Genomic DNA, 18,303 nt, shown 5'->3' on the forward strand with positions numbered 1-18,303 from the left:
GGGGCAGAAGCCGTGAACAACGAAGCGAAAAAACTCTCATCGAATTCACGTTAATTTTTCATAATAAATTCAAGAATCTCAGATTCGGGGAACTGACCGTTAAATCGCAGCATATCTGCGTAGGGGCCTTCATGCAGGTGAGCTTTGCCAGAAGAACCAAACAGCCGCAGCTTCTCGACGATGACAGACTGCATGGATTCGATCGTTGCCCCCATCGAGTCCACCAAATCCTTGAGCGATGAAGAACACAATCCCTGTTTGAGCGTTTTCATGTAGGCCGCCCGCACTTCGGTATTGACATTAAATTTGCAAACCCCTAGTTCGATCGAGCGACTAATCATCGACTCTGGCAACCCTGAAGCCCCATGTAGCACTAGCGGCAAGGCTCCCAAAAGATGGCGAATTTTTTCGAGGCGAGCAAAATCGAGCTTTGGTTCACTGCGATATTCTCCGTGGACATTGCCGATCGTCACCGCAAGCGCATCTACTTTTGTCGCTTTGACAAACTCGACTGCTTGGGTCGGATCGGTCATTTTGGCTTCTTTTTCGGCCACCGTTAAACCATCTTCAGTGCCGCTGATTCTGCCGATTTCTGCTTCGACGACGGCTCCTTTTCGATGCGCCAATTGCGTTATTTCTCGCGTAAATTCTAAGTTTTGCTGGTAGGGCAAGTGAGAACCATCCGCCATAATCGAAGCCATCCCAAACGTCAGTGCTGTGCGAATATCGTCAGCAGACGTGCTGTGATCTAGATGAACGGAGATGGGGACAGTAGACGATCGGGCCGCCTCCAAACAGAGCGCCACCAAGGGAAATCCGCCATAGCTCAAGGCGCTGGGATGAAGTTGTAGCATCGCGGGACTGTTTTCTGCCTCGGCTGCCATGACCACAGCCTTTACGCCTTCTAAGTTGTAGATATTGAAAGCGCCGATCGCATAAACGTTGCGTCGAGCCGTCTCTAGCAGTTCTCTTGTAGAAGTCAGCATAAGTAGGGAGTAGGGGAGTGAGTCGATAAAAATTGGAAAAACTTGGTAAAGTGTTGGTCTAGACTTGAGCCGTCCCAGAGTAGGTAGTGAAATTATCTCTATCTTTGCAGACGGACGTAACGCTTTCTAACTGCTTTCTAATTGATTGCTTTATGGCTGAACTTCCTACCACGCTAGATGACGCGATCGCTCAGGCTCAAACTGCAATTCAGGCGGCGATCGCTGCGGGCTACACACGTCTTCAGGTCGAGATTTTGTTTCCCGAACTCAAACCTCTACCGATCGCAGGAACGTTTCTCACAGCCTTTACAGATTGGGGAAGCGGACTAAAAGTTTTCTTTACAGATGCGGGCATGGCGGCTCTGGCAAAACGGGATTGGGGAGAAGTTCCCTTTCAGATTCGCAGTTTAGATGTCGCAGGCGCACGACAAACCACATCGGCTGAGGAGCAGGTTGATCCTGAAGATCAGCTTTATATCTTTGTAGCTCCCAGTGCTGTCGAGGTTGCCCCAGTTGAGCAGATTTGCAGTGTGGCGGGCGATCGTCCAATTGTGTTGTTCAATGCCCGACTAGAAGACGTATCTACGATCGGCATCGGCTATGCAGGTCGTCAGCTTCGACAGCGTTTTTTGGATACGATCGAACCCTGCTATCACTTGCGCCCTTTGGATGACCACTCGGCGATTTTGCGCTGCTACCCTGATCCCTGGCAAGTCTGGCTCGAAACGGATGGCGTTTATCAAGCGATCGCTGAAGTTGCCGAAAAGCCTGATTCTGAAAAGCTAGATGAGCTATTTGCGTCGGTGACTGGAAGCCAACAATCAAGACAGGGGCTACTTTCAGGCTTGCAGCAGTTTTTGAGAGCTTTAGGAAGATAAAGTTTTTGAAGAGATCCTGTGATGATTAACACCTGTCTCGTGAGATCCGGAAAGCGAAGGGGCATAATTGCAGTTAGTAAGCAGGTCGATTATTCACGACTTTTCCACCTTGGACACTTCTTGCAGAGACTCTGGACGCAATGGGTAGAAAATTGATTTCTTACTTCCCAGAAACTAGTCCAGACAAGGGGTATCTCCATAAAGTTCGCGTTTTCATATTTCCTCCAAGCTTGTGTTTAGACTTTTCGAGAAAGGCGATCGCATGACCTCAAACTCCCCCCGTCGAATTATCATTGGTGATGTGCATGGTCACTACGCTGGGCTAATGACGCTTTTAGACGCGCTAGCTCCTGGCACAGAAGATCAAGTTTACTTTTTGGGGGATTTGATCGATCGCGGCCCGCAGAGTGCTCAGGTGGTCGAATTTGTCAAAAGTAGCCCTTATCAATCGCTGCTAGGCAACCATGAACAGCTTCTGCTCGAATCGTTTCCCAACGGGCAAGTGTTTGCGCCTGCGCTCCAGGCTTGGCTACAAAGTGGCGGACGGGCGACGGTAGCTAGCTATGGCGATTCTGGAATCTTGCTCGAACACGTTGACTGGATACGAACATTGCCAACGCATCTAGATCTGGGTGATTTGTGGTTGGTTCATGCAGGGGTGCATCCTGACTTGCCGATCGAGCATCAGACTTCTCAAGAATTTTGCTGGATTCGCGAAGAGTTTCACGGCTGTCCGCGCCCTTATTTTGCCAACAAGACGATTATTACTGGACACACGATCACCTTTACGTTTCCGGGCGTGACCCCAGGGGCGATCGCTCAAGGACAAGGCTGGCTCGACATTGATACGGGCGCTTATCATCCTAAGAGCGGTTGGCTGACGGCGCTAGATGTTGATCACGGTAAGGTTGTCCAGGTAAATGTTTACAATCAGACGGTGCGGACGTTGATGCTCGAAGAAGCCACCACCAGAGTTGAACTGGGTCGAGTCTCACGCAAACAGGCCTTGCATCGGTAGAGCGCGATCGCTCTTCTAAAGGTCGCGCGAATTCGATGAAGTTTCTTTGCTGCATTGTTCAGCGCTTCTGCCCCCCAACCCCCAATTTTGGGGGACTTTCAGACAAGATTTTGGGTTCAAAGTCCCTCACTCGTGGGGGATTTAGGGGGCTGCCTGGATTAACAACCACAGCGAAAGATTTCATCGAATTCACGTTAAAGGTCAGGTTCAATTAGTTGTCTCTCTACTCAAAAAGCCAGGACTCAGGAACCATTCCCGAATTCTGGGTTTTTAGTGGGTGAACGATGAACAACTGTTTGAGTCATTCACCATTCTAGAAACAGGTCTATGAGTTAGCGGTTTCCATTCTGTTGTTGCTGCTGCAAGAATTGGCGAACATCGGCTCCAGGCGTGTAGCCATACCCATAAGCAGAACGATCAGAATCATCAATGATCTGGGGAGTCAATAGTACAATTACCTCCCGCCGTTGGCTCGTCCGCTGAGTGCTGCGGAACAGAGCACCCAACAGAGGAATGTCTCCTAAAATCGGAACCTTAGTGGAATCGACGCGATCCTGTTCCTGAATGATGCCTGAGAGCACGAGCGTTTGACCATCGCGCAGACGGATCTGACCTGACTCCACTTTTCGTTCTGACAAGAGCGTGATTCTGTTGCTGCTGCCCGCAGTCAAAACGATTTCGGCGGTGCCGTCTGGCTGCGAGATAGAAGGAGCAACCGATAGAGAGACATAACCGTTGTCGTCGATGCGATCGATCTTAACGGGCAAAATGAGTCCAGCAGGCTTCTTTTCAACCGTTACTGTAGATTGAGCGCCACTCGTACCAACCGATGTGATCTGCTGGGTGAAGTTGGTAACGACCTCCTGAGTCAGGTTTACCGTCGCTGTTTGACCCTCCTGAACAACCAGCGTTGGGTCGGTTAATATTTTGGCATTGCCGTTCGTTACCGCAGCTTGCAACTGAGCAAAGAAAGCACGGGCGAAATTAACAGCGGTGCCAGTTCCAGGAACACTGGTTACAAGACCAGGTTGTCCTGTCAATCCGGTTGAGCCGGGAGTTCTGGTGCCAAAGTTGAGCAGGGCGACCCCGTTTGAGTTAACAAACTGTGAATTGCCGACCCCAAAGGAGAAACTCACACCTGCTCGGTTGAGGGCAAGCAGATTGATATCCACTACTTTGACATTGACAGCCACCAACCGCCGTCTCGAATCAAGCTGCACCAACTGACTCGTCGCCAACTCGATTTGTTTGGGACTCCCAATCAGCGTGATCGAGTTGGTTCGCTCATCCCCCGACACCTGCAACCCCCGCAACAGCGGCGTAGAATCTTGGAAATTGGCTCGCTGAACTTCAACTCTAGACTCAGTAGTTGTTTCGGTTTGCGTCTGAGGCTGGTTGCCCCCTCCACCTGTCTGGGCACCTTCTAGCTGCGCGGCTGACTGAGCCACCACCGTTCTAACTTGACGTTCGCGAGTGACCGCACTTTCTGCGCCCAAGCCCACCAAAAAATTGACCGCACTGGTCACCGGAATCTGATTGAGCCGCAAACTGCGAGAAGCCAAATTGCGAGCTGCATTGGGCAATCTTGGGCCGACAAAGATCGTCCGTCCGCTCCGGTTAGCATCCAAGCTGCCACATTGAGCGCCACCGCCGCCCTGAGCGCCCCCTGCCGCCGGGACACAAGCAATCCGCAGCACATAGTTAAAGACATCCTGCACCGACTCATTCTCAATATCGAGAGAAATCGTTGGGCCACCAGACGTTCGTCCAGCCGCTCCGGGCGCTCCAGCAGGCGCTCCTTCACTGTAAGCCAGGTTCAAATTGGCTGCCCGTGCCAGCAGAGACAACACTTCTCGTACCGGAGCATCTCTCAACACCAACCGGGGAATCCGTTCGGCGGTGCCCAGGTCGATCGACGCAGCACTCGTATCCGTCTGTGAAACCGAAATATCTCCGACAGGCGGCGGGACAGCCCTTCTCTGAAACGGTGGCACTGGAGATGTAGGAACACTCGGCGCACTCGGCGAAATAGCCGGGTTGGGCGTTAGCGGCGCAACAGGAACGGTCGGAGAAGGCGAGGCTGAGGGCGTGGGAGCCGTGGGAGTTGCAGGAGTCGCTTGAGCGATCGGGCCCCCTGTACTGTTGACGCTCAAAATTACCCCTTGAGCATTGCGGCTAGAAACTTGCCCTGTGGGAGTGCCACCCTGACCAACCACGGTCACTTGTACTCCATTCCCCGCAACTGGCGTAACTGCGATCGACGAGATCCCAGGGGCAGGATTGCTCTGCTGAAAAGGAGCGCGGATCTGAGTGTTAAACACGTAGGCTGTCCAAGTGTTGCCTCGATTGACATTAAACACCTGGGGAGGGCGATCGCCCGCTTGAGTTTCGATTACCACATCCACGCCAGCGCGAGTTGGATTGAGCTTGACATTGGTAATCTGAGATGGAGCCGCCACCGCTGGCAAGTTAGCGATCAAAGCGATCGTCGTAGCGGCTATGCCACTGATTCCATAAAGTTCTTTCACTGAATTCACTCCTCCCTCAACAAAGATAATTAGTTAAAGCGTTCGAGACGTTAGACAAATGGACAACCTCGCAGAATTTGTCCATCTATTTAGGTGAAGCCACCGGGCTGACCACAGGGCTGGGAGCCAATGCTTTTCTATCTGCCGCGCTCAAAGGCAATAGCGCCTCCATTTGAAAGCTTGTCGTTAGCACCGCATCCGGCTGGCAATTCGTCAAAAATCGCACAGATCCCCCCGGCCCGGTTTCATAGAGAACGGTACCCGGCTTATTTCCTGTGCCAGTGCCGACCTGCACACTGAGATTTTTTACCAGAAGCAAGGGTTGAAGTCGCTCGATCGTTCTAAAAATCGACTGCGTTTGGTTAAAGTTGCCCTTAAAGTCAACGCTCACACTTTGACGCTTAAGCTTGTTGTTGATGGCTGGCCCTAAAGAACTGTCAGTAATCACTTCGGCTCCCTTGGGATTGGGTTCAAACCGATTTAGCTTGGCTTCGGCAATCAGCGCCCCGGCTTGGTCTTCAAACTTCTGGTAAGTGAGGATGTTGGCATACTGATCTCTCACCCAGGAGGGGCAATTATTCAACTTGCTCTGAGTCGCAACCACTCGCCCAGCATTGTTTTTCTCGATTAACTGGTTGAGGTCATATAGCAGGGTATCCAGCGTTTTTTCGTTGGCAAATAGTGCATACACCTGATCGCGTTGCTGATTAACCTGCGTCAGTTTTGTTTTCGCGTCTGCCACCTGTTTTTTAACGGCTGCAATCTGGTTGACCTGTTCGCGCTTGGCTTCTACATCTGCTTTGAGGGTCTGATAACTTTCCCAGGCAGGGCTGACCACATAGGCCCAAAGAGCCGCCGCACCAATTACCCCTGCGGTCGCCAACAAAACCCCACTGACGACGGGCGTGATCGTGACCCCAAAAACCGTGGGGTAGCTTGGGCCCTGATCAAAGTCAGAGTCTTGAGGAATAAAATCTCCACCTGCCGTCATGGTTTAATCACTCCCTTATCTTTGAGCGCATCAATGCGAGTCACCAGTCCAACGGCTCCTTTGCGTTCGAGTTCACGAATTAACTCAGAAGCAGGAACCTCATTCAAAGCAGTCTCAATGGAAAATTCGACTTGGGGCGGCAATTTTGGCGTTTCTCTAGACCCTCCACCTGGAGTTGACCCCGGAAAATTGAGGCTTTGTAGAGTTCCAGGAGTCCCTAGTTTTGCTGCCAAAAGCCGTGTTTTGTCGCTCTGCATAAAGTTAGAGCGCTGTAGAGTCAAGATAAAGTCATTGACATCATTAAAAGAATTGGCAAGCCCTGTGATTTGAATCACGCCTGAAACAGGTGGAGCGGGTTGAGCGCCCCCGGCAGCGGGAGAAGGCGCAGGCTGGGCAGCGGCCCCCGTCGTTGGAGGAGCCACTTGTTTGATGGCGGTGACTTGTACCCCCGGTGGCAAGCGATCGCGAATATCTTGAGCCATCGCTGACCAGGGTTTGATCTGGTTAAACACTGTTGCCAGCGCTTGCGTTTCGTCGGTGGTCTGCTTGATTTGCTCGTTGACGGCGGCGAGTTCTTTCTTCTGCTGTTCCAAGTTGCCAAGCTGACTGTCTAACTCGGCCTGCTCAGTGGTGAGTTTGGAACTTTCCGCCTGAAGAATGCCCCACAGCGCCAGCATCACGACCGGGAAAAACACGCCTGCGGCTAGACCCCAGTAAAGGGGACGACGATCGCTTGACGCAAACGTAGCCGTTCTAGGACGGGTGCCTCGCCTCGCCCCATCGGGCTTATATTCAGGGCGATCGTTGAGAAAATTGATGTCTAAACTATACATTTCACCATGCCTCCCTCAGTCCTAAGCCCAATACAACGCCCAATCCTGGTCTCGCGGTCAGGGGAATTTCTTGCGGCGTTTCTAGCGAGAGGGCTGCCACCGGATCGACTTGATTGCAGGGCAGACTCAGCCGTTGGGTAAAAAATTCGTCCAGTTGTCCGATCGACGCGCCTGGCCCAGCCAAAAGCAGTTGGGCCACCTCCAGGTTTTCGCCCTGGTTGAGGTAAAAGTCGATCGATCGGCGCAATTCGTCAGCCAGTTCTCCTAAAACTCTCAGCATGGCGGCGGTGCCGGGATTGGTGCCACTGCTCATTCGCGGACTGCCCATTGTATCCATCGGGTTAGAGGGAATGGTCATGCCCTGGAGCAAATCGATGCTGCGAGACGGAGGCAGATTCATCGCGCGAGACAAAGCACTCTGGATCTGAAACGACCCGATCGGCACGGTGCGCGAAAATTGGGGAACGCCATCCACTGTGATCGAGATTTCGGTGCTTTCAAACTCGATATCGACGAGGGCGACCGCTTCTTGGGGGGCAAATTGCCGCAGTTGGTCGCGAATCGTGCGAATCAGCGAAAAGCTGCTAATCTCTAGTACGTCTACTTGCAGGCCCGCCTGGCGAAAGGTGTTGATATAAACGTCGGTAATTTCTTTGCGGGTGGCGACGAGCAAAACCTGGACTTTTTCGATGCCGTCTTCGTCAATAAATAAGCCGAGTTTTTGATAGTCTACGTCGGCTTCTTCGCGCGGGAACGGCAGGTAGAGGCCGGCTTCCTGGTTAAGAACCATTTCTCGCAGCTCGCGATCGTCTAGCTCGGCGGGGACAGGAATGATTCGAGTGACGGTATCGCGCCCTCCCGGAACGGCCGTCGCGGCTTGTTTAACTTTGATTTTGTTATCAGCCAAAGCGGTTTGAATCAGTTCAGACATCGCTGGCGGATCGACAATTTGCCCTTCTTCAAACACCCCGTCAGGCACGGGAACGGTTATGAAGCTGGTCAGTTTAAACCCCTGACCCTGCTTGCGTAACTGGGCAATGTTGATGCGATCGGGGGCTAACTCTATGCCAACCCCTTTCGACTTTCTTGAAAAGAGACCTTTTAGACCGTTCACCACAGATTTGTTAGCCCACTAAGAAATAGTTTAGGAACCCGGTTTACCGACAGAATTCATCACAACACAGTCAGGTGCTAGTGCATAGTACACAATTTAATTCACAATGACTCGTTTGGATACAAACTTGCGAACCCATCAGAATCATGTAAGGAATTTATTGTACATTCACGCAATAAATTTTGATTGACGACTTTAAACTACCCCAAACTGAGCAGTGAACAAACCAGGTCATTCTAAAGGAATCTCAGACCTAAAAGGTTTTGATTTCTCCAGGGTAAAACGCACTGACCTGATAGTTGGCAGACGCTTCGATCGAGAATTTGTTTGCTTAAAATTCACCGATTTTGATAGCGTTGACCACTCTTCAGTGAATAGTACACGCTATTTCAGAAAACAGACGAATAATTCTTTTAAGCTGTGATAAGTGGGGTGGAGGCGTGAGGGGTGAGGAGTGGGGGGTGAGGGGCGAGGAGGAAAGAGGGAGACACAGGATTATACGATCGAGCTTTGAACGATCGCGGGTTTAGGAATCAAGAGCGATCGGTTAAGAACTCAGACGATTCACGATCGCCTAATTGAAATATTGGTAGCTAAAAATCAGAGTATGGAAGGGTAAAGTTTGCTTTGATATCCTCTACATAACAAAAGTCAGGCGTGAAAGAGTTTCTTCTATATAAATACAGATGAACACAGGAAAACCATGTCGCTATCGCAACACGGCCTCTGCAAAAAGATGGGAGAAGTTTGGGTTAGGTTGTTTTGAGTAAAACTCTGAGCAAAACGAACTGTGTTAGCTTCCTGTGCAGCGTTGAGTCCAGTTAGGGATGGCGGTTCCGGCGGCGGCTAAAGACTCCAATCGACCCCGATATTGACGAAGCTGCGATCGATAAAGTCCCTGGCTGGCAGGAGCCGCCGCAAGGGCCCGATCCACAATAGCAATGGCTCCTCGCCAGTTTTGGTTGCAGGTCGCTTGGAGCAGTTGAGCATCCAATCCGGGAGTCGAGTTGTTTAGCTGACTGGCGATCGCCGTTCGGATAAAGCCTGTGGTTTGAGGAAGAGGCTGAGATGTGGGAGAAACTGGAGCCGGGGTGGTTGATTGACTGGGCGTTTGGGCTGGAGCCGTTCTGATGGGCTGTCTTGGGGTCTGATTATTGGGAATGATCACGTCATCTCCTTGAATAATCCTCCGCTCGATGACATTGGGCGGGTTTGCGGGGTCATCCGTTGGAGAGCCTGTTGCGGGAGTGGTAGACGGAATCGTTGATGCGGGAGCATTTCCCCCCGAAACGCCAGGATTGGACACAGGCTGATCACCCGTCGGCACCGAAGGAGAACTTGTCGAGGGAATCGTTGATGCGGGAGCATTTCCCCCCGAAACGCCAGGATTAGATACAGGCTGATCACCTGTTGGCACTGAGGGAGCACTTGTCGAGGGAATCGTTGATGCGGGAGCATTTCCCCCCGAAACACCAGGATTGGACACAGGCTGATCACCCGTCGGCACCGAGGGCGCACTCGTCGAGGGAATCGTTGACGCAGGTGTGTTTCCTCCAGAAATCCCTGGATTGGTCACAGGTTGATCCCTCGAAGACTGTGCGATTAAGAGCGGAAAGCCTGCGGTCGTCGATTGAGTCAACCCAGCAGCGGGAAACAGTGAAGCCAACGCCAGAGACGCAAGGCCGACAGAAGAATGTTTCGCGATCGCGCTCAGTTTTGAAACCCTGATCATGTCGTCTTCTCTCCTTGGAAGTTTGCTGTTTTCAGATTGGATCGAAAACCGAGACCATTACCTCTACCAAAAGAAAGGAGAACGCTAATATCTCAGTTCTGAGTTTTGAACTTTGATAGGTCAGGTTAAACAGTATGAACCTTAAAAAAAAAACTTTTAGATCATTTTGCCGCTAGAAAATCTTGAACTTCAAGCCGCAAAACTCAAAACTGAATCTTTAGAGGATCAGGTAGACTAAGCTACCGATCGCTGCTTAAGTTAAGAATCAAATCAAGTTAAGAATCAAATTAAGATGCGTCAAATGAGAGCCTGGAAAAAATTTGGAGTGCTTGCGCTGTTGGGCATTGTGTTGAGTTGGTTGGTGAGTTGTGGCGCACCCGCAGTCAGGCAGCAGGCATCCAGTTCGAGGGAGGTTGAGTTTTGGACGATGCAACTACAGCCTCAGTTCACCGATTACTTTAAACAACTGATTGCCACCTTTGAAACCGAAAATCCGGGCACCAAAATCCGTTGGGTCGATGTGCCTTGGGCGGAGATGGAGCGCAAAATTCTCACAGCAGTTGCCGCTAAAAGTGCGCCCGATGTGGTGAATCTCAATCCCAATTTTGCCTCTCAGTTAGCCACCCGAAACGCCTGGCTCGAACTCGATAGCAAAGTGCCCGCTGAGGTCAAACAGCAGTATTTTTCTAACATTTGGCAGTCGAGTACGTTGGATGGCAAAAGTTTTGGGTTGCCCTGGTATCTGACGACGCGAGTAGCTATCTATAACAATGATCTACTTAAGCAAGCGGGTCTGACTAAACCTCCGACAACCTACGCAGAATTGGCCCAAGCCGCCAAACAGATCAAAGACAAAACGGGAAAATATGCCTTTTTTGCGACCTTAGTTCCTGAAGATTCTGGTGAGGTTCTCGAATCGTTTGTGCAAATGGGGGTGCAGTTAGTAGACGGACAGGGAAAAGCTGCCTTCAATACGCCCCAAGGGAAAGCTGCGTTTCAATATTGGGTGGATTTGTACAAAAATGGTCTGATGCCCAAAGAAGTGCTGACTGAGGGACACCGCCATGCGATCGACCTTTATCAGCAAGGACAAACCGCAATTTTGGCATCGGGCGCGGAGTTTTTGAAGACGATCGAAAAGAATGCGCCTTCGATTTCTAAGGTGTCTGCCTCTGCGCCACAGATCACCGGAGATACGGGCAAAAAGAACGTTGCCGTCATGAATTTAGTGATTCCTAGAGACACCGATCAGCCCGATGCGGCTCTTAAGTTTGCGCTGTTTGTTACGAATGATCAAAATCAGTTGTCGTTTGCCAAAGCGGCCAATGTGTTGCCTTCGACGATCAAGGCTTCAGAAGATCGCTATTTCACCAACATTCCTGCGGATGCGACTCCGGTAGACAAGGCCAGAATGGTCAGTGCCAGCCAATTAAAAACGGCTGAAGTATTGATTCCAGCGATGAAAGATGTCAAGGAATTGCAAAAAGTCGTCTATCAAAATCTGCAAGCTGCGATGCTGGGCCAGAAGACTGTTGATCAGGCTGTGAATGATGCCGCCCAAAGCTGGAATGGACGATTATAGTTCCTGTTAAGCCTTGACTCCGATTTAACATCAATTCGATGGAGTTCTTTCGCTTCGTTCTCAGGTTCTTCTGCCCTCAACCCCCCATTTTGGGGGACTTTCAGAGAAGATTTCCGGTTCAAAGTTGCTCACTTGTGGGGGATTTAGTTAGCTCTCCCGCGTTCGTAGCCGTAGCGAAGAAGTTCGTCGAATTCACGCTAAAAACGTCTGCTACTGAGCATTGACAGCGTAGGCAGCCCGTAGCCAACCGTTGCTAAAAAGCTGAGAATCGCCATCAGACCCGCAGGCATAAAGGTGCGCGTTTTGGAAAACCGAACGGCAAACACCCCCAACAGCAAAAGGGCAACCAGGCTGGCTAGACCAAATCCGAGCAAGAGATCCCGCCAGCAGAGATAACACGCGATCGCCAGCACCCCTCCACTAGCCAACCCTGAAATCAGCGATGCCTTGCTTCTAGATTTGACATAGCCGATGATGCCTCCGATCGCCACCAGGATTCCGTATCCCAAAATTGACCAGATGCCCAGAAGCGGCAACAATAAATCCATAATTTCATCCTGCTTGTGATAATGCTGCAAACGATTCCCGTCGTCGATCTACAGGATTTTCTCTCTGATTCGCCACAGCGACAACAAAGTTTTGTATCAACGATGGGGAGAGCACTGGAGGAAATTGGCTTTTTTGCGATCGTCAATCACGAGGTTGATGCAAGCTTAATTCAGTCTGCGTATCAAGTTGCTCAAGATTTTTTTACGTTGCCCGACTCGATCAAGCTGCGCTACGAAGACCCAAAACTCAACGGACAGAGGGGCTTTACTCGCTTTGGGCAAGAACACGCCAAAGATCATCCTGTTCCTGATCTAAAAGAATTTTGGCACGTCGGACGCGATGCAATCTTGCCCAATCTGCGACCTCAAGAAATTCCTCAATTTCATCCCACCCTGAACGAGCTATATGCTCAGTTAGATCAGTGCGCTGCCAAACTGCTCGAAGCCTGTGCGCTGTATCTGGAGCAGCCCAGAGATTTTTTGAGTGAGATGGCCGAAAACAGCGATACCATTTTGCGCGTGATTCACTATCCGCCCATTCCCGATCGTGTCCATCCAAATAGCTTGCGATCAGCACCCCACGAAGACATCAATCTGATCACGCTACTCTGTGAAGCCACCGCCGAAGGTCTAGAACTATTGCAGCGAGACGGCACCTGGCAACCAATTCACGCGGTCACGGGTCAAATTATTGTCGATAGTGGTGACATGCTCCAACAACTGACCAACGGGCGACTCAAAAGTACAACCCATCGCGTCACAAACCCGGACAACGATCGCGATCGTCGGTTCTCGATGCCATTTTTTGTCCATCCGAGCGGAGCGATCGATCTGACACCGCTCCCTAGCTGCGTTGAGCAAACGGGAGGAGTCGCAAAATTTCCGCCTATCACCGCAGGCGAATACTTACAGCAACGTCTTCGAGAGATCGGACTTAAAAAGGGAGGAGGGAGGAGGGATGAAAGAGATTTTGCGTTCTGAGTTCTGAGGCTTGGATAGAAATGAGAGCGTTTTTGCGTTTTAATCCAATGTCAGTCTGATGAAGTTCTTTCGCTTCGGTGTTCAGTGCTTCTGCCCCCAATTCTGGGGGACTTTGAGACGAGATTTTAACGTGAATTCGATGGAAGTTTTTCGCTTCGGTCTTCAGCGCTTCTGCCCCCCACCCCCCCAATCTGGGGGACTTTTAGATCATATTTTTCGTTCAAAGTCCCTCACTCGTGGAGGATTTAGGGGGCTGCCCGGATTTGTAACGGCAGCGAAGGATTTCATCGAATTCACGTGATTTTAGGTCAACGTTTCTCAGGGGCGAGGGATTTGGGAGGCGTTCTGGAGTGGCGATCGAAGTCAAGGGGTTTACTGAATTTGCGTTAACCTACGTTCTGCATCACCAGCCAGAAATCTTAAACTCATCCCTCCTCCCTCCTCCTCAACCTCCTGCGGCAAATGTGACCATCACAAAGACCGACAATAGAATGCCAGGAGAGAGCATCAAAACGAGCATTAGCAGATCATGAGTAGTCATGGAGTATTCTCTCTAGAAGGTTACGATTTCGTCACGACAAGAATTTGAATCTGGTGTCAGCCAACACGGTTACTTGTCCCTCATTCCATGCTAGTTAAATAGAGAGCGATTTTTTGCTTTTTCGAGATTGAGAAAACCTGAAGATTGTCAGGTAGACCCTGGGTCAGCACCTGCCAACCAAACACCAACCGCACTCTACCAATTCTCTCCCCCATGAATAACTTCTCCTTTGATGAGTTACAGAGAAAAGACCTGTTTATCGCATTAGGTTTGTGGCTCGTGGTCGAGTTTGTGAGCTTTGTGTTTTTTCCTTCGTTGGGGCTGATTAATCCGGGCGCTAGACTGAGAACATGGTTTACGATGAGCCTTCCGCTGGGAATCGGGGGAGCGCTTTTGATCAGCAGCAGTTCGCGATTTATGGCGATGACTCACGAACGAGCCAACAACAATCGATTGCTCTACAGCTTTTTGGGACAATTTGGCGGCTGGATTGGGTTAGCGGGCATTTTATTTCCTCTGTTTACGGTTTGTGTTGAATTTTTCTCAAACTTAGAATTTGGATGACTAGTCTCAGACATGCGCTTAAAGAATGGGCGATCGCCGTCCAAGCTCTCGAACAGGGTGAAACGATCGTGCTGCTTCGCAAAGGCGGCATTCGAGAACAGGGCGGCCGCTTTACCGTCTCTCAAAATCAGGTGTTGCTCTATCCCACTTACGAACATCAGCAGCCCCATTTGTTGAAAGACAAGTCTCGATCGGTTGAGCCTGTTACATCCGGGTGGCATCCTGAAACGGTGAGAATTGGCTCGCTCGCTGACATGACTCACATTTTTCAAGTCACTGAAGCAGCGGTTTTAGAGTCTTTGTTGCCCTTTCACATCTGGACGGCTGACTTCGCAGAAGAACGCTTTCAATGGAAGCCAAAATCGCCGCTCTATGTGCTTTTACTAAGGGTTTCTCGACTGCCCAAAGCCCAAATGATTCCTTATCGAGAAGCGTATGGAGGCTGTCGATCGTGGATTGATTTAGAGACTCCATTTGACGTTACGGACGTAACCCCTGTTTTCGACGACACTGCTTATTTACAGCAAGTTGAGCAGATTTCTAACCGATTGAACCTGGTCGAATCTCAGTCGTCTTAAAAGTCGAAACTTTTGCTGCAAAATCAACACCTGCGACTATCCTAGAAAGCCAAGTCGGTTGAAAATTTGCGGCAACCTCATGTTTAAAAAGCAGTTTAACCAGCGATCGAGACGGACATCGAATGGGTTTGGTCAAGGCATTCACCTTTTGCCGTTTGCGGTTTGTTTGGCAAGCTCCTCGGCATGGGCGGCCCCGCTACAAAACTGGCAATATGACCCTGCCGCAAATCAGCTAGAAGTTACTGTCAAAGATGGGGTCAAGCCCCGCTATTTTTTGATGGCGCAACCTGCTCGCATCATTTTAGAAATTCCTGAAACAGAGTTAGGAACGGTGCCGACGCAAAAGAGTTTTGACGGAGCGGTCAGACAAGTTCGGGTGTCACAGTTTCAGCCAGGAGTGACGCGAATTGTATTAGAGCTTTCGCCAGATACAGTCTTAACGCGGGATCAAGCGCAGCTAAAACAAGTGGGAGATGCCGAAAAGTCGAGCGATCGCTGGGTTCTTCGGCCGCTTTTGGCGCAGGCACCGACTCCTAAACCAACCGCTGTGAGTGAGTCGCCGAGAGTTGCTGCTGACCCCCCGATCGCGCCTGCCAAGACCGCACCGCCTCTCAGTTCCCAGCCTCCGGTTCCTTCAGAAGACGACGCGCCTCCCGCAGATACTGCCCAATCGAACCAGCCTGAGACAAATCAGCCAACCGATAAGCCGATCGACATTGTGGTTTCGCGGCCTGCTCAACGGGTTCCTTCTCCTGCGGCTTCGACCAGTCTGCCGCCGACTAAGCCTCCGACGGTGGTTTCGACCAGTCCGGGCCCGGTGCCGCCATCGCCCGATCTCTTTCCGCCGGGGATCGCGCCTGTTGTGCCAGAGACGGCTTCGATTAATCCAACGCCTGCTTTAGAAAGTGCCACCACTCCAGCGGCCAGTTCGATGGGTGCCAAACCTTCTCTCCAGCTTCCGGCGGTGAGTTCTAATTTGAGTATTCCAGAGTCTTTGCCGCCGGTGAGTGCGCCCAGTCCGGGGACGGCTCCGAGTGTGAGTGTGCCTCCGATCGATCGTCGCCCTGCTAATTCCAATCCGCTTCCTCCGGCTGAGATCCCTAATCCAGCGACGATGACGGTTCCTCCTGTGCAGCCTGCGGCACGTATCGAGAATTCATCGGGGACATCGGGTGCGATCGAGTTTGGTCAACCGCTGCCCACGGGTGGCATGGAGTTGGGTTCTCCGCCCACAAACGACACCCGTTCTGCCTTGAGACTGTTGTTGCCTGCGGGGACGGCGTTTAATCTGCGCTACCCCGGAACTCAACCATTGTCGTTACAAGGCGGTCAACCTCGTCAAGAAGCGTTAGTGCTGCCAGCCGATTTGCGGGATGTGAATGGGAACGTGATTGCGCCCGAAGGCACCACCGTTTTGGGACGATTTGAAACCGATAACAATGGCAGTCGATTTATCACACAGACGATTTCGCTACCGGGGCAAAGTGTGACGATCGCCGCTCAATCTGAACCGATCGGCGGCGGCAATCGCAAAGTTTCTGACAATCGTCTCTTTCGCAACTCAGGGATTGGGGCGTTGGCGGGGGCAATTTTGGGCGGTCTGTCGGGCGGGAATGTGTTTGGCGGAGCGGCCGCGGGGGCAGCTTTGACGTATGTGACTTCTCCCAAACCTGCGACCCTTCAGCCGGGTCAACTGCTTGAGGTGCGGCTAATTGAGGATTTGAGATAACGCAATTTCGATAAATTTGAACTCGACAGAATTCTTCGCTTGGAGTGTGGAGTCGAACTGTCTCCAAGTTTTCTGCTAGAAGGGAATCTGGATTAGAAATGCGCTCAAAAGAGCAAAGGTTGCCTTCGCAGACCTCGATTTCTGGCGTTGCTGAATCAGGGGATGAATTGCCCCAAAGCGGCGGGAAACCCAAGGTTCAAAGTCCCCCATTTTTGGGGGATTTAGGGGGCGAAAAGATGGACACTTCCCACAGATTCATCCCTCCAATCAGCAACGCCCGATTTCTTGTAGCTCTTGAGTCGTTACCCTCGATCGCTAATCTCGATAATCGCGCGATCGCCGCTCGGCTTCTTCGTCCACCATCACCAGCACTTTATCAACTCGATTGCCATCCATATCCATCACTTCAAAGCGCATCGTACTCCACTCAAAATGGTCAGCCGGAGCCGGAATTCGCCCCAGGTGCATGACGACAAAGCCGCCCAAGGTTTGATAAGTGCCCCGCTGCTCCCCCGGCAGTTCTTCGTCTTCCAGGTTGAGAATTTCTTTGAATTGGTAGATGGGTAACATTCCATCCAGTAGCCAGGAGCCATCTTCACGCTGGACAGCCTGCGGTTCTTCGAGTTCTTCGATCGACGGAATATCGCCCACGATCGCTTGCAGCACATCCGTAAACGTCACCAATCCCTGAATCACGCCATACTCATCGACGACAAAAGCGATCTGAGTTCCCGACTGTTTAAACAGTTCCAACACTTTGAGCGCACGGGTGCTTTCGGGGACAAATACAGGAGTTTGCAGGGAACTGGTGAGATCCAATTCTTGCCCTGACCAGCTTTTGACCAGCAGATCGTAAACTTGCACGACCCCCAGCAAATTGTCTAAGCCTCCGTGACAGACCGGAAATCGCGAGTGAGAACTCTCCATCATGGCGCGGCGGTTTTCTTCGGCGGAGTCTTCTAGATCGAGCCAGATAATGTCGAGTCGGGGAGTCATCAACGCGCTGATGCGCCGATCGCCCAGCCGAAACACCCGTTTCATGATGTCTTCTTCTGCTTGCTCAAACATCCCGGCTTCGGTGCCCTGCTCGATCATGACGCGAATCTCTTCTTCCGTCACCTGTGGCTCTTCTGAGGGACGAACGCCTAAGATTCGCATGACAATATCAGTAGAGGTGCCCAGCAAAAGGACGATCGGGGCAGCAATTTTAGCCAGCAGACTCATCGGAGTCGCCACCATTACTGAAATCCGTTCGGGATGGGTCAGAGCCAACCGTTTAGGCACCAATTCGCCAATAATCAGCGTCAGATAGGTAATGCAAATCACCGAGATCAGAAATGCCAACACCTGAGCATAGGGCTGAAATAGCGGAATTGAGGCAAAAAACGGCTCAAACCTGCGTGACAAAGCGGCTTCGCCAAAAGCACCAGAGACGATCGCAATCAGCGTGATCCCCACTTGTCCGATCGCCAAGAAGTTATTCGGATCATTTGCCAGGTCTAGCGCCACCCTCGCCTTACGGTCTCCCTGATTTGCCGACTGCTGAAGGCGAACCTTACGGGCGGAGACGATCGCCATTTCTGACATGACAAACAGCCCATTGGCGATCGTTAAAAGCAAAATGACCAGAAGTTCAATGCTGAAGGAAGGCATTCCCTGAAACTGCCTGTTGGTATGGCAGGAAGGTATCGACTGTCTTA

Annotated in this window: 15 protein-coding genes; 7 read left to right on the forward strand and 8 right to left on the reverse strand. The window is 51.2% G+C overall.

Going from position 1 to position 18,303, the window contains the following annotated elements; genetic code table 11:
• Positions 1-50 precede the first annotated feature (50 nt).
• Positions 51-986, reverse strand: coding sequence for a class II fructose-bisphosphate aldolase (locus ACJ2PR_RS12010; protein WP_446877155.1), 936 nt, complete (start codon positions 984-986; stop codon positions 51-53).
• Between the two features lie 152 nt (positions 987-1,138).
• Between ACJ2PR_RS12010 and ACJ2PR_RS12015 the strand changes: the two genes are divergently transcribed.
• Both ACJ2PR_RS12015 and ACJ2PR_RS12020 read left to right on the forward strand, forming a co-directional pair.
• Positions 1,139-1,864, forward strand: a complete 726-nt coding sequence (locus ACJ2PR_RS12015; protein ID WP_446877156.1) for a DUF1995 family protein — start codon at positions 1,139-1,141, stop codon at positions 1,862-1,864.
• A 232-nt stretch (positions 1,865-2,096) separates the two neighbouring features.
• Positions 2,097-2,882 (forward strand): metallophosphoesterase family protein, encoded by a 786-nt coding sequence (locus ACJ2PR_RS12020; protein WP_446856894.1) that lies wholly within the window; start codon positions 2,097-2,099, stop codon positions 2,880-2,882.
• Between the two features lie 332 nt (positions 2,883-3,214).
• On the opposite strand, the gene ACJ2PR_RS12025 is transcribed toward ACJ2PR_RS12020, so the two are convergent.
• The 5 genes from ACJ2PR_RS12025 to ACJ2PR_RS12045 form a co-directional block, all read right to left on the reverse strand.
• A complete protein-coding gene (locus ACJ2PR_RS12025) occupies positions 3,215-5,410 on the reverse strand; it encodes a secretin N-terminal domain-containing protein (protein ID WP_446877157.1) in 2,196 nt (731 codons plus the stop codon).
• An 85-nt stretch (positions 5,411-5,495) separates the two neighbouring features.
• Complete coding sequence (locus tag ACJ2PR_RS12030) at positions 5,496-6,401, reverse strand: hypothetical protein (RefSeq protein ID WP_446856892.1); 906 nt, start codon at positions 6,399-6,401, stop codon at positions 5,496-5,498.
• The gene (locus ACJ2PR_RS12035; protein ID WP_446869153.1) at positions 6,398-7,234 is read right to left on the reverse strand and encodes a PilN domain-containing protein; all 837 of its coding nucleotides are present in this window, start codon (positions 7,232-7,234) and stop codon (positions 6,398-6,400) included. The genes ACJ2PR_RS12030 and ACJ2PR_RS12035 overlap by 4 nt, the downstream gene beginning before the upstream one ends.
• Before the next feature lies 1 nt (position 7,235).
• Positions 7,236-8,351: a type IV pilus assembly protein PilM gene (gene pilM, locus ACJ2PR_RS12040; protein WP_446856890.1), complete on the reverse strand. Its 1,116-nt coding sequence runs from the start codon at positions 8,349-8,351 to the stop codon at positions 7,236-7,238.
• 790 nt (positions 8,352-9,141) lie between these two features.
• Positions 9,142-10,080, reverse strand: a complete 939-nt coding sequence (locus ACJ2PR_RS12045; RefSeq protein ID WP_446877158.1) for a hypothetical protein — start codon at positions 10,078-10,080, stop codon at positions 9,142-9,144.
• Between the two features lie 292 nt (positions 10,081-10,372).
• Between ACJ2PR_RS12045 and ACJ2PR_RS12050 the strand changes: the two genes are divergently transcribed.
• Complete coding sequence (locus ACJ2PR_RS12050; RefSeq protein ID WP_446877159.1) at positions 10,373-11,662, forward strand: ABC transporter substrate-binding protein; 1,290 nt, start codon at positions 10,373-10,375, stop codon at positions 11,660-11,662.
• A gap of 197 nt (positions 11,663-11,859) precedes the next feature.
• Here ACJ2PR_RS12050 and ACJ2PR_RS12055 read toward each other — a convergent pair whose 3' ends face one another.
• On the reverse strand, positions 11,860-12,210 hold the full coding sequence (locus ACJ2PR_RS12055; RefSeq protein ID WP_446856887.1) for a TMEM14 family protein: 351 nt from the start codon (positions 12,208-12,210) through the stop codon (positions 11,860-11,862).
• 21 nt (positions 12,211-12,231) lie between these two features.
• On the opposite strand from ACJ2PR_RS12055, the gene ACJ2PR_RS12060 reads away from it, so the two are divergent.
• From ACJ2PR_RS12060 to ACJ2PR_RS12075, 4 genes are all read left to right on the forward strand, one after another.
• Positions 12,232-13,191 (forward strand): isopenicillin N synthase family dioxygenase, encoded by a 960-nt coding sequence (locus ACJ2PR_RS12060; protein ID WP_446877160.1) that lies wholly within the window; start codon positions 12,232-12,234, stop codon positions 13,189-13,191.
• A 754-nt stretch (positions 13,192-13,945) separates the two neighbouring features.
• Positions 13,946-14,296, forward strand: coding sequence for a hypothetical protein (locus ACJ2PR_RS12065; protein ID WP_446856885.1), 351 nt, complete (start codon positions 13,946-13,948; stop codon positions 14,294-14,296).
• A complete protein-coding gene (locus tag ACJ2PR_RS12070) occupies positions 14,293-14,874 on the forward strand; it encodes a DUF1802 family protein (RefSeq protein ID WP_446869147.1) in 582 nt (193 codons plus the stop codon). Before ACJ2PR_RS12065 ends, ACJ2PR_RS12070 begins: the two co-directional genes overlap by 4 nt.
• Positions 14,875-14,953: 79 nt before the next feature.
• On the forward strand, positions 14,954-16,603 hold the full coding sequence (locus ACJ2PR_RS12075) for an AMIN domain-containing protein (RefSeq protein ID WP_446877161.1): 1,650 nt from the start codon (positions 14,954-14,956) through the stop codon (positions 16,601-16,603).
• Between the two features lie 315 nt (positions 16,604-16,918).
• Here ACJ2PR_RS12075 and ACJ2PR_RS12080 read toward each other — a convergent pair whose 3' ends face one another.
• The gene (locus tag ACJ2PR_RS12080; RefSeq protein WP_446869145.1) at positions 16,919-18,256 is read right to left on the reverse strand and encodes a hemolysin family protein; all 1,338 of its coding nucleotides are present in this window, start codon (positions 18,254-18,256) and stop codon (positions 16,919-16,921) included.
• Between the last annotated feature and the right edge of the window lie 47 nt (positions 18,257-18,303).

The sequence above is a fragment of the Phormidesmis sp. 146-33 genome (genome assembly GCF_052939515.1).

What these genes read in the sequence shown, in the direction of transcription:
- ACJ2PR_RS12010 (WP_446877155.1), bottom strand. Translation starts at nt 986, where the DNA reads ATGCTGACTTCTACAAGAGAACTGCTAGAGACGGCTCGACGCAACGTT.
- ACJ2PR_RS12015 (WP_446877156.1), top strand. Translation starts at nt 1,139, where the DNA reads ATGGCTGAACTTCCTACCACGCTAGATGACGCGATCGCTCAGGCTCAA.
- ACJ2PR_RS12030 (WP_446856892.1), bottom strand. Translation starts at nt 6,401, where the DNA reads ATGACGGCAGGTGGAGATTTTATTCCTCAAGACTCTGACTTTGATCAG.
- ACJ2PR_RS12035 (WP_446869153.1), bottom strand. Translation starts at nt 7,234, where the DNA reads ATGTATAGTTTAGACATCAATTTTCTCAACGATCGCCCTGAATATAAG.
- ACJ2PR_RS12045 (WP_446877158.1), bottom strand. Translation starts at nt 10,080, where the DNA reads ATGATCAGGGTTTCAAAACTGAGCGCGATCGCGAAACATTCTTCTGTC.
- ACJ2PR_RS12050 (WP_446877159.1), top strand. Translation starts at nt 10,373, where the DNA reads ATGCGTCAAATGAGAGCCTGGAAAAAATTTGGAGTGCTTGCGCTGTTG.
- ACJ2PR_RS12055 (WP_446856887.1), bottom strand. Translation starts at nt 12,210, where the DNA reads ATGGATTTATTGTTGCCGCTTCTGGGCATCTGGTCAATTTTGGGATAC.
- ACJ2PR_RS12060 (WP_446877160.1), top strand. Translation starts at nt 12,232, where the DNA reads ATGCTGCAAACGATTCCCGTCGTCGATCTACAGGATTTTCTCTCTGAT.
- ACJ2PR_RS12065 (WP_446856885.1), top strand. Translation starts at nt 13,946, where the DNA reads ATGAATAACTTCTCCTTTGATGAGTTACAGAGAAAAGACCTGTTTATC.
- ACJ2PR_RS12070 (WP_446869147.1), top strand. Translation starts at nt 14,293, where the DNA reads ATGACTAGTCTCAGACATGCGCTTAAAGAATGGGCGATCGCCGTCCAA.
- ACJ2PR_RS12075 (WP_446877161.1), top strand. Translation starts at nt 14,954, where the DNA reads ATGTTTAAAAAGCAGTTTAACCAGCGATCGAGACGGACATCGAATGGG.
- ACJ2PR_RS12080 (WP_446869145.1), bottom strand. Translation starts at nt 18,256, where the DNA reads ATGCCTTCCTTCAGCATTGAACTTCTGGTCATTTTGCTTTTAACGATC.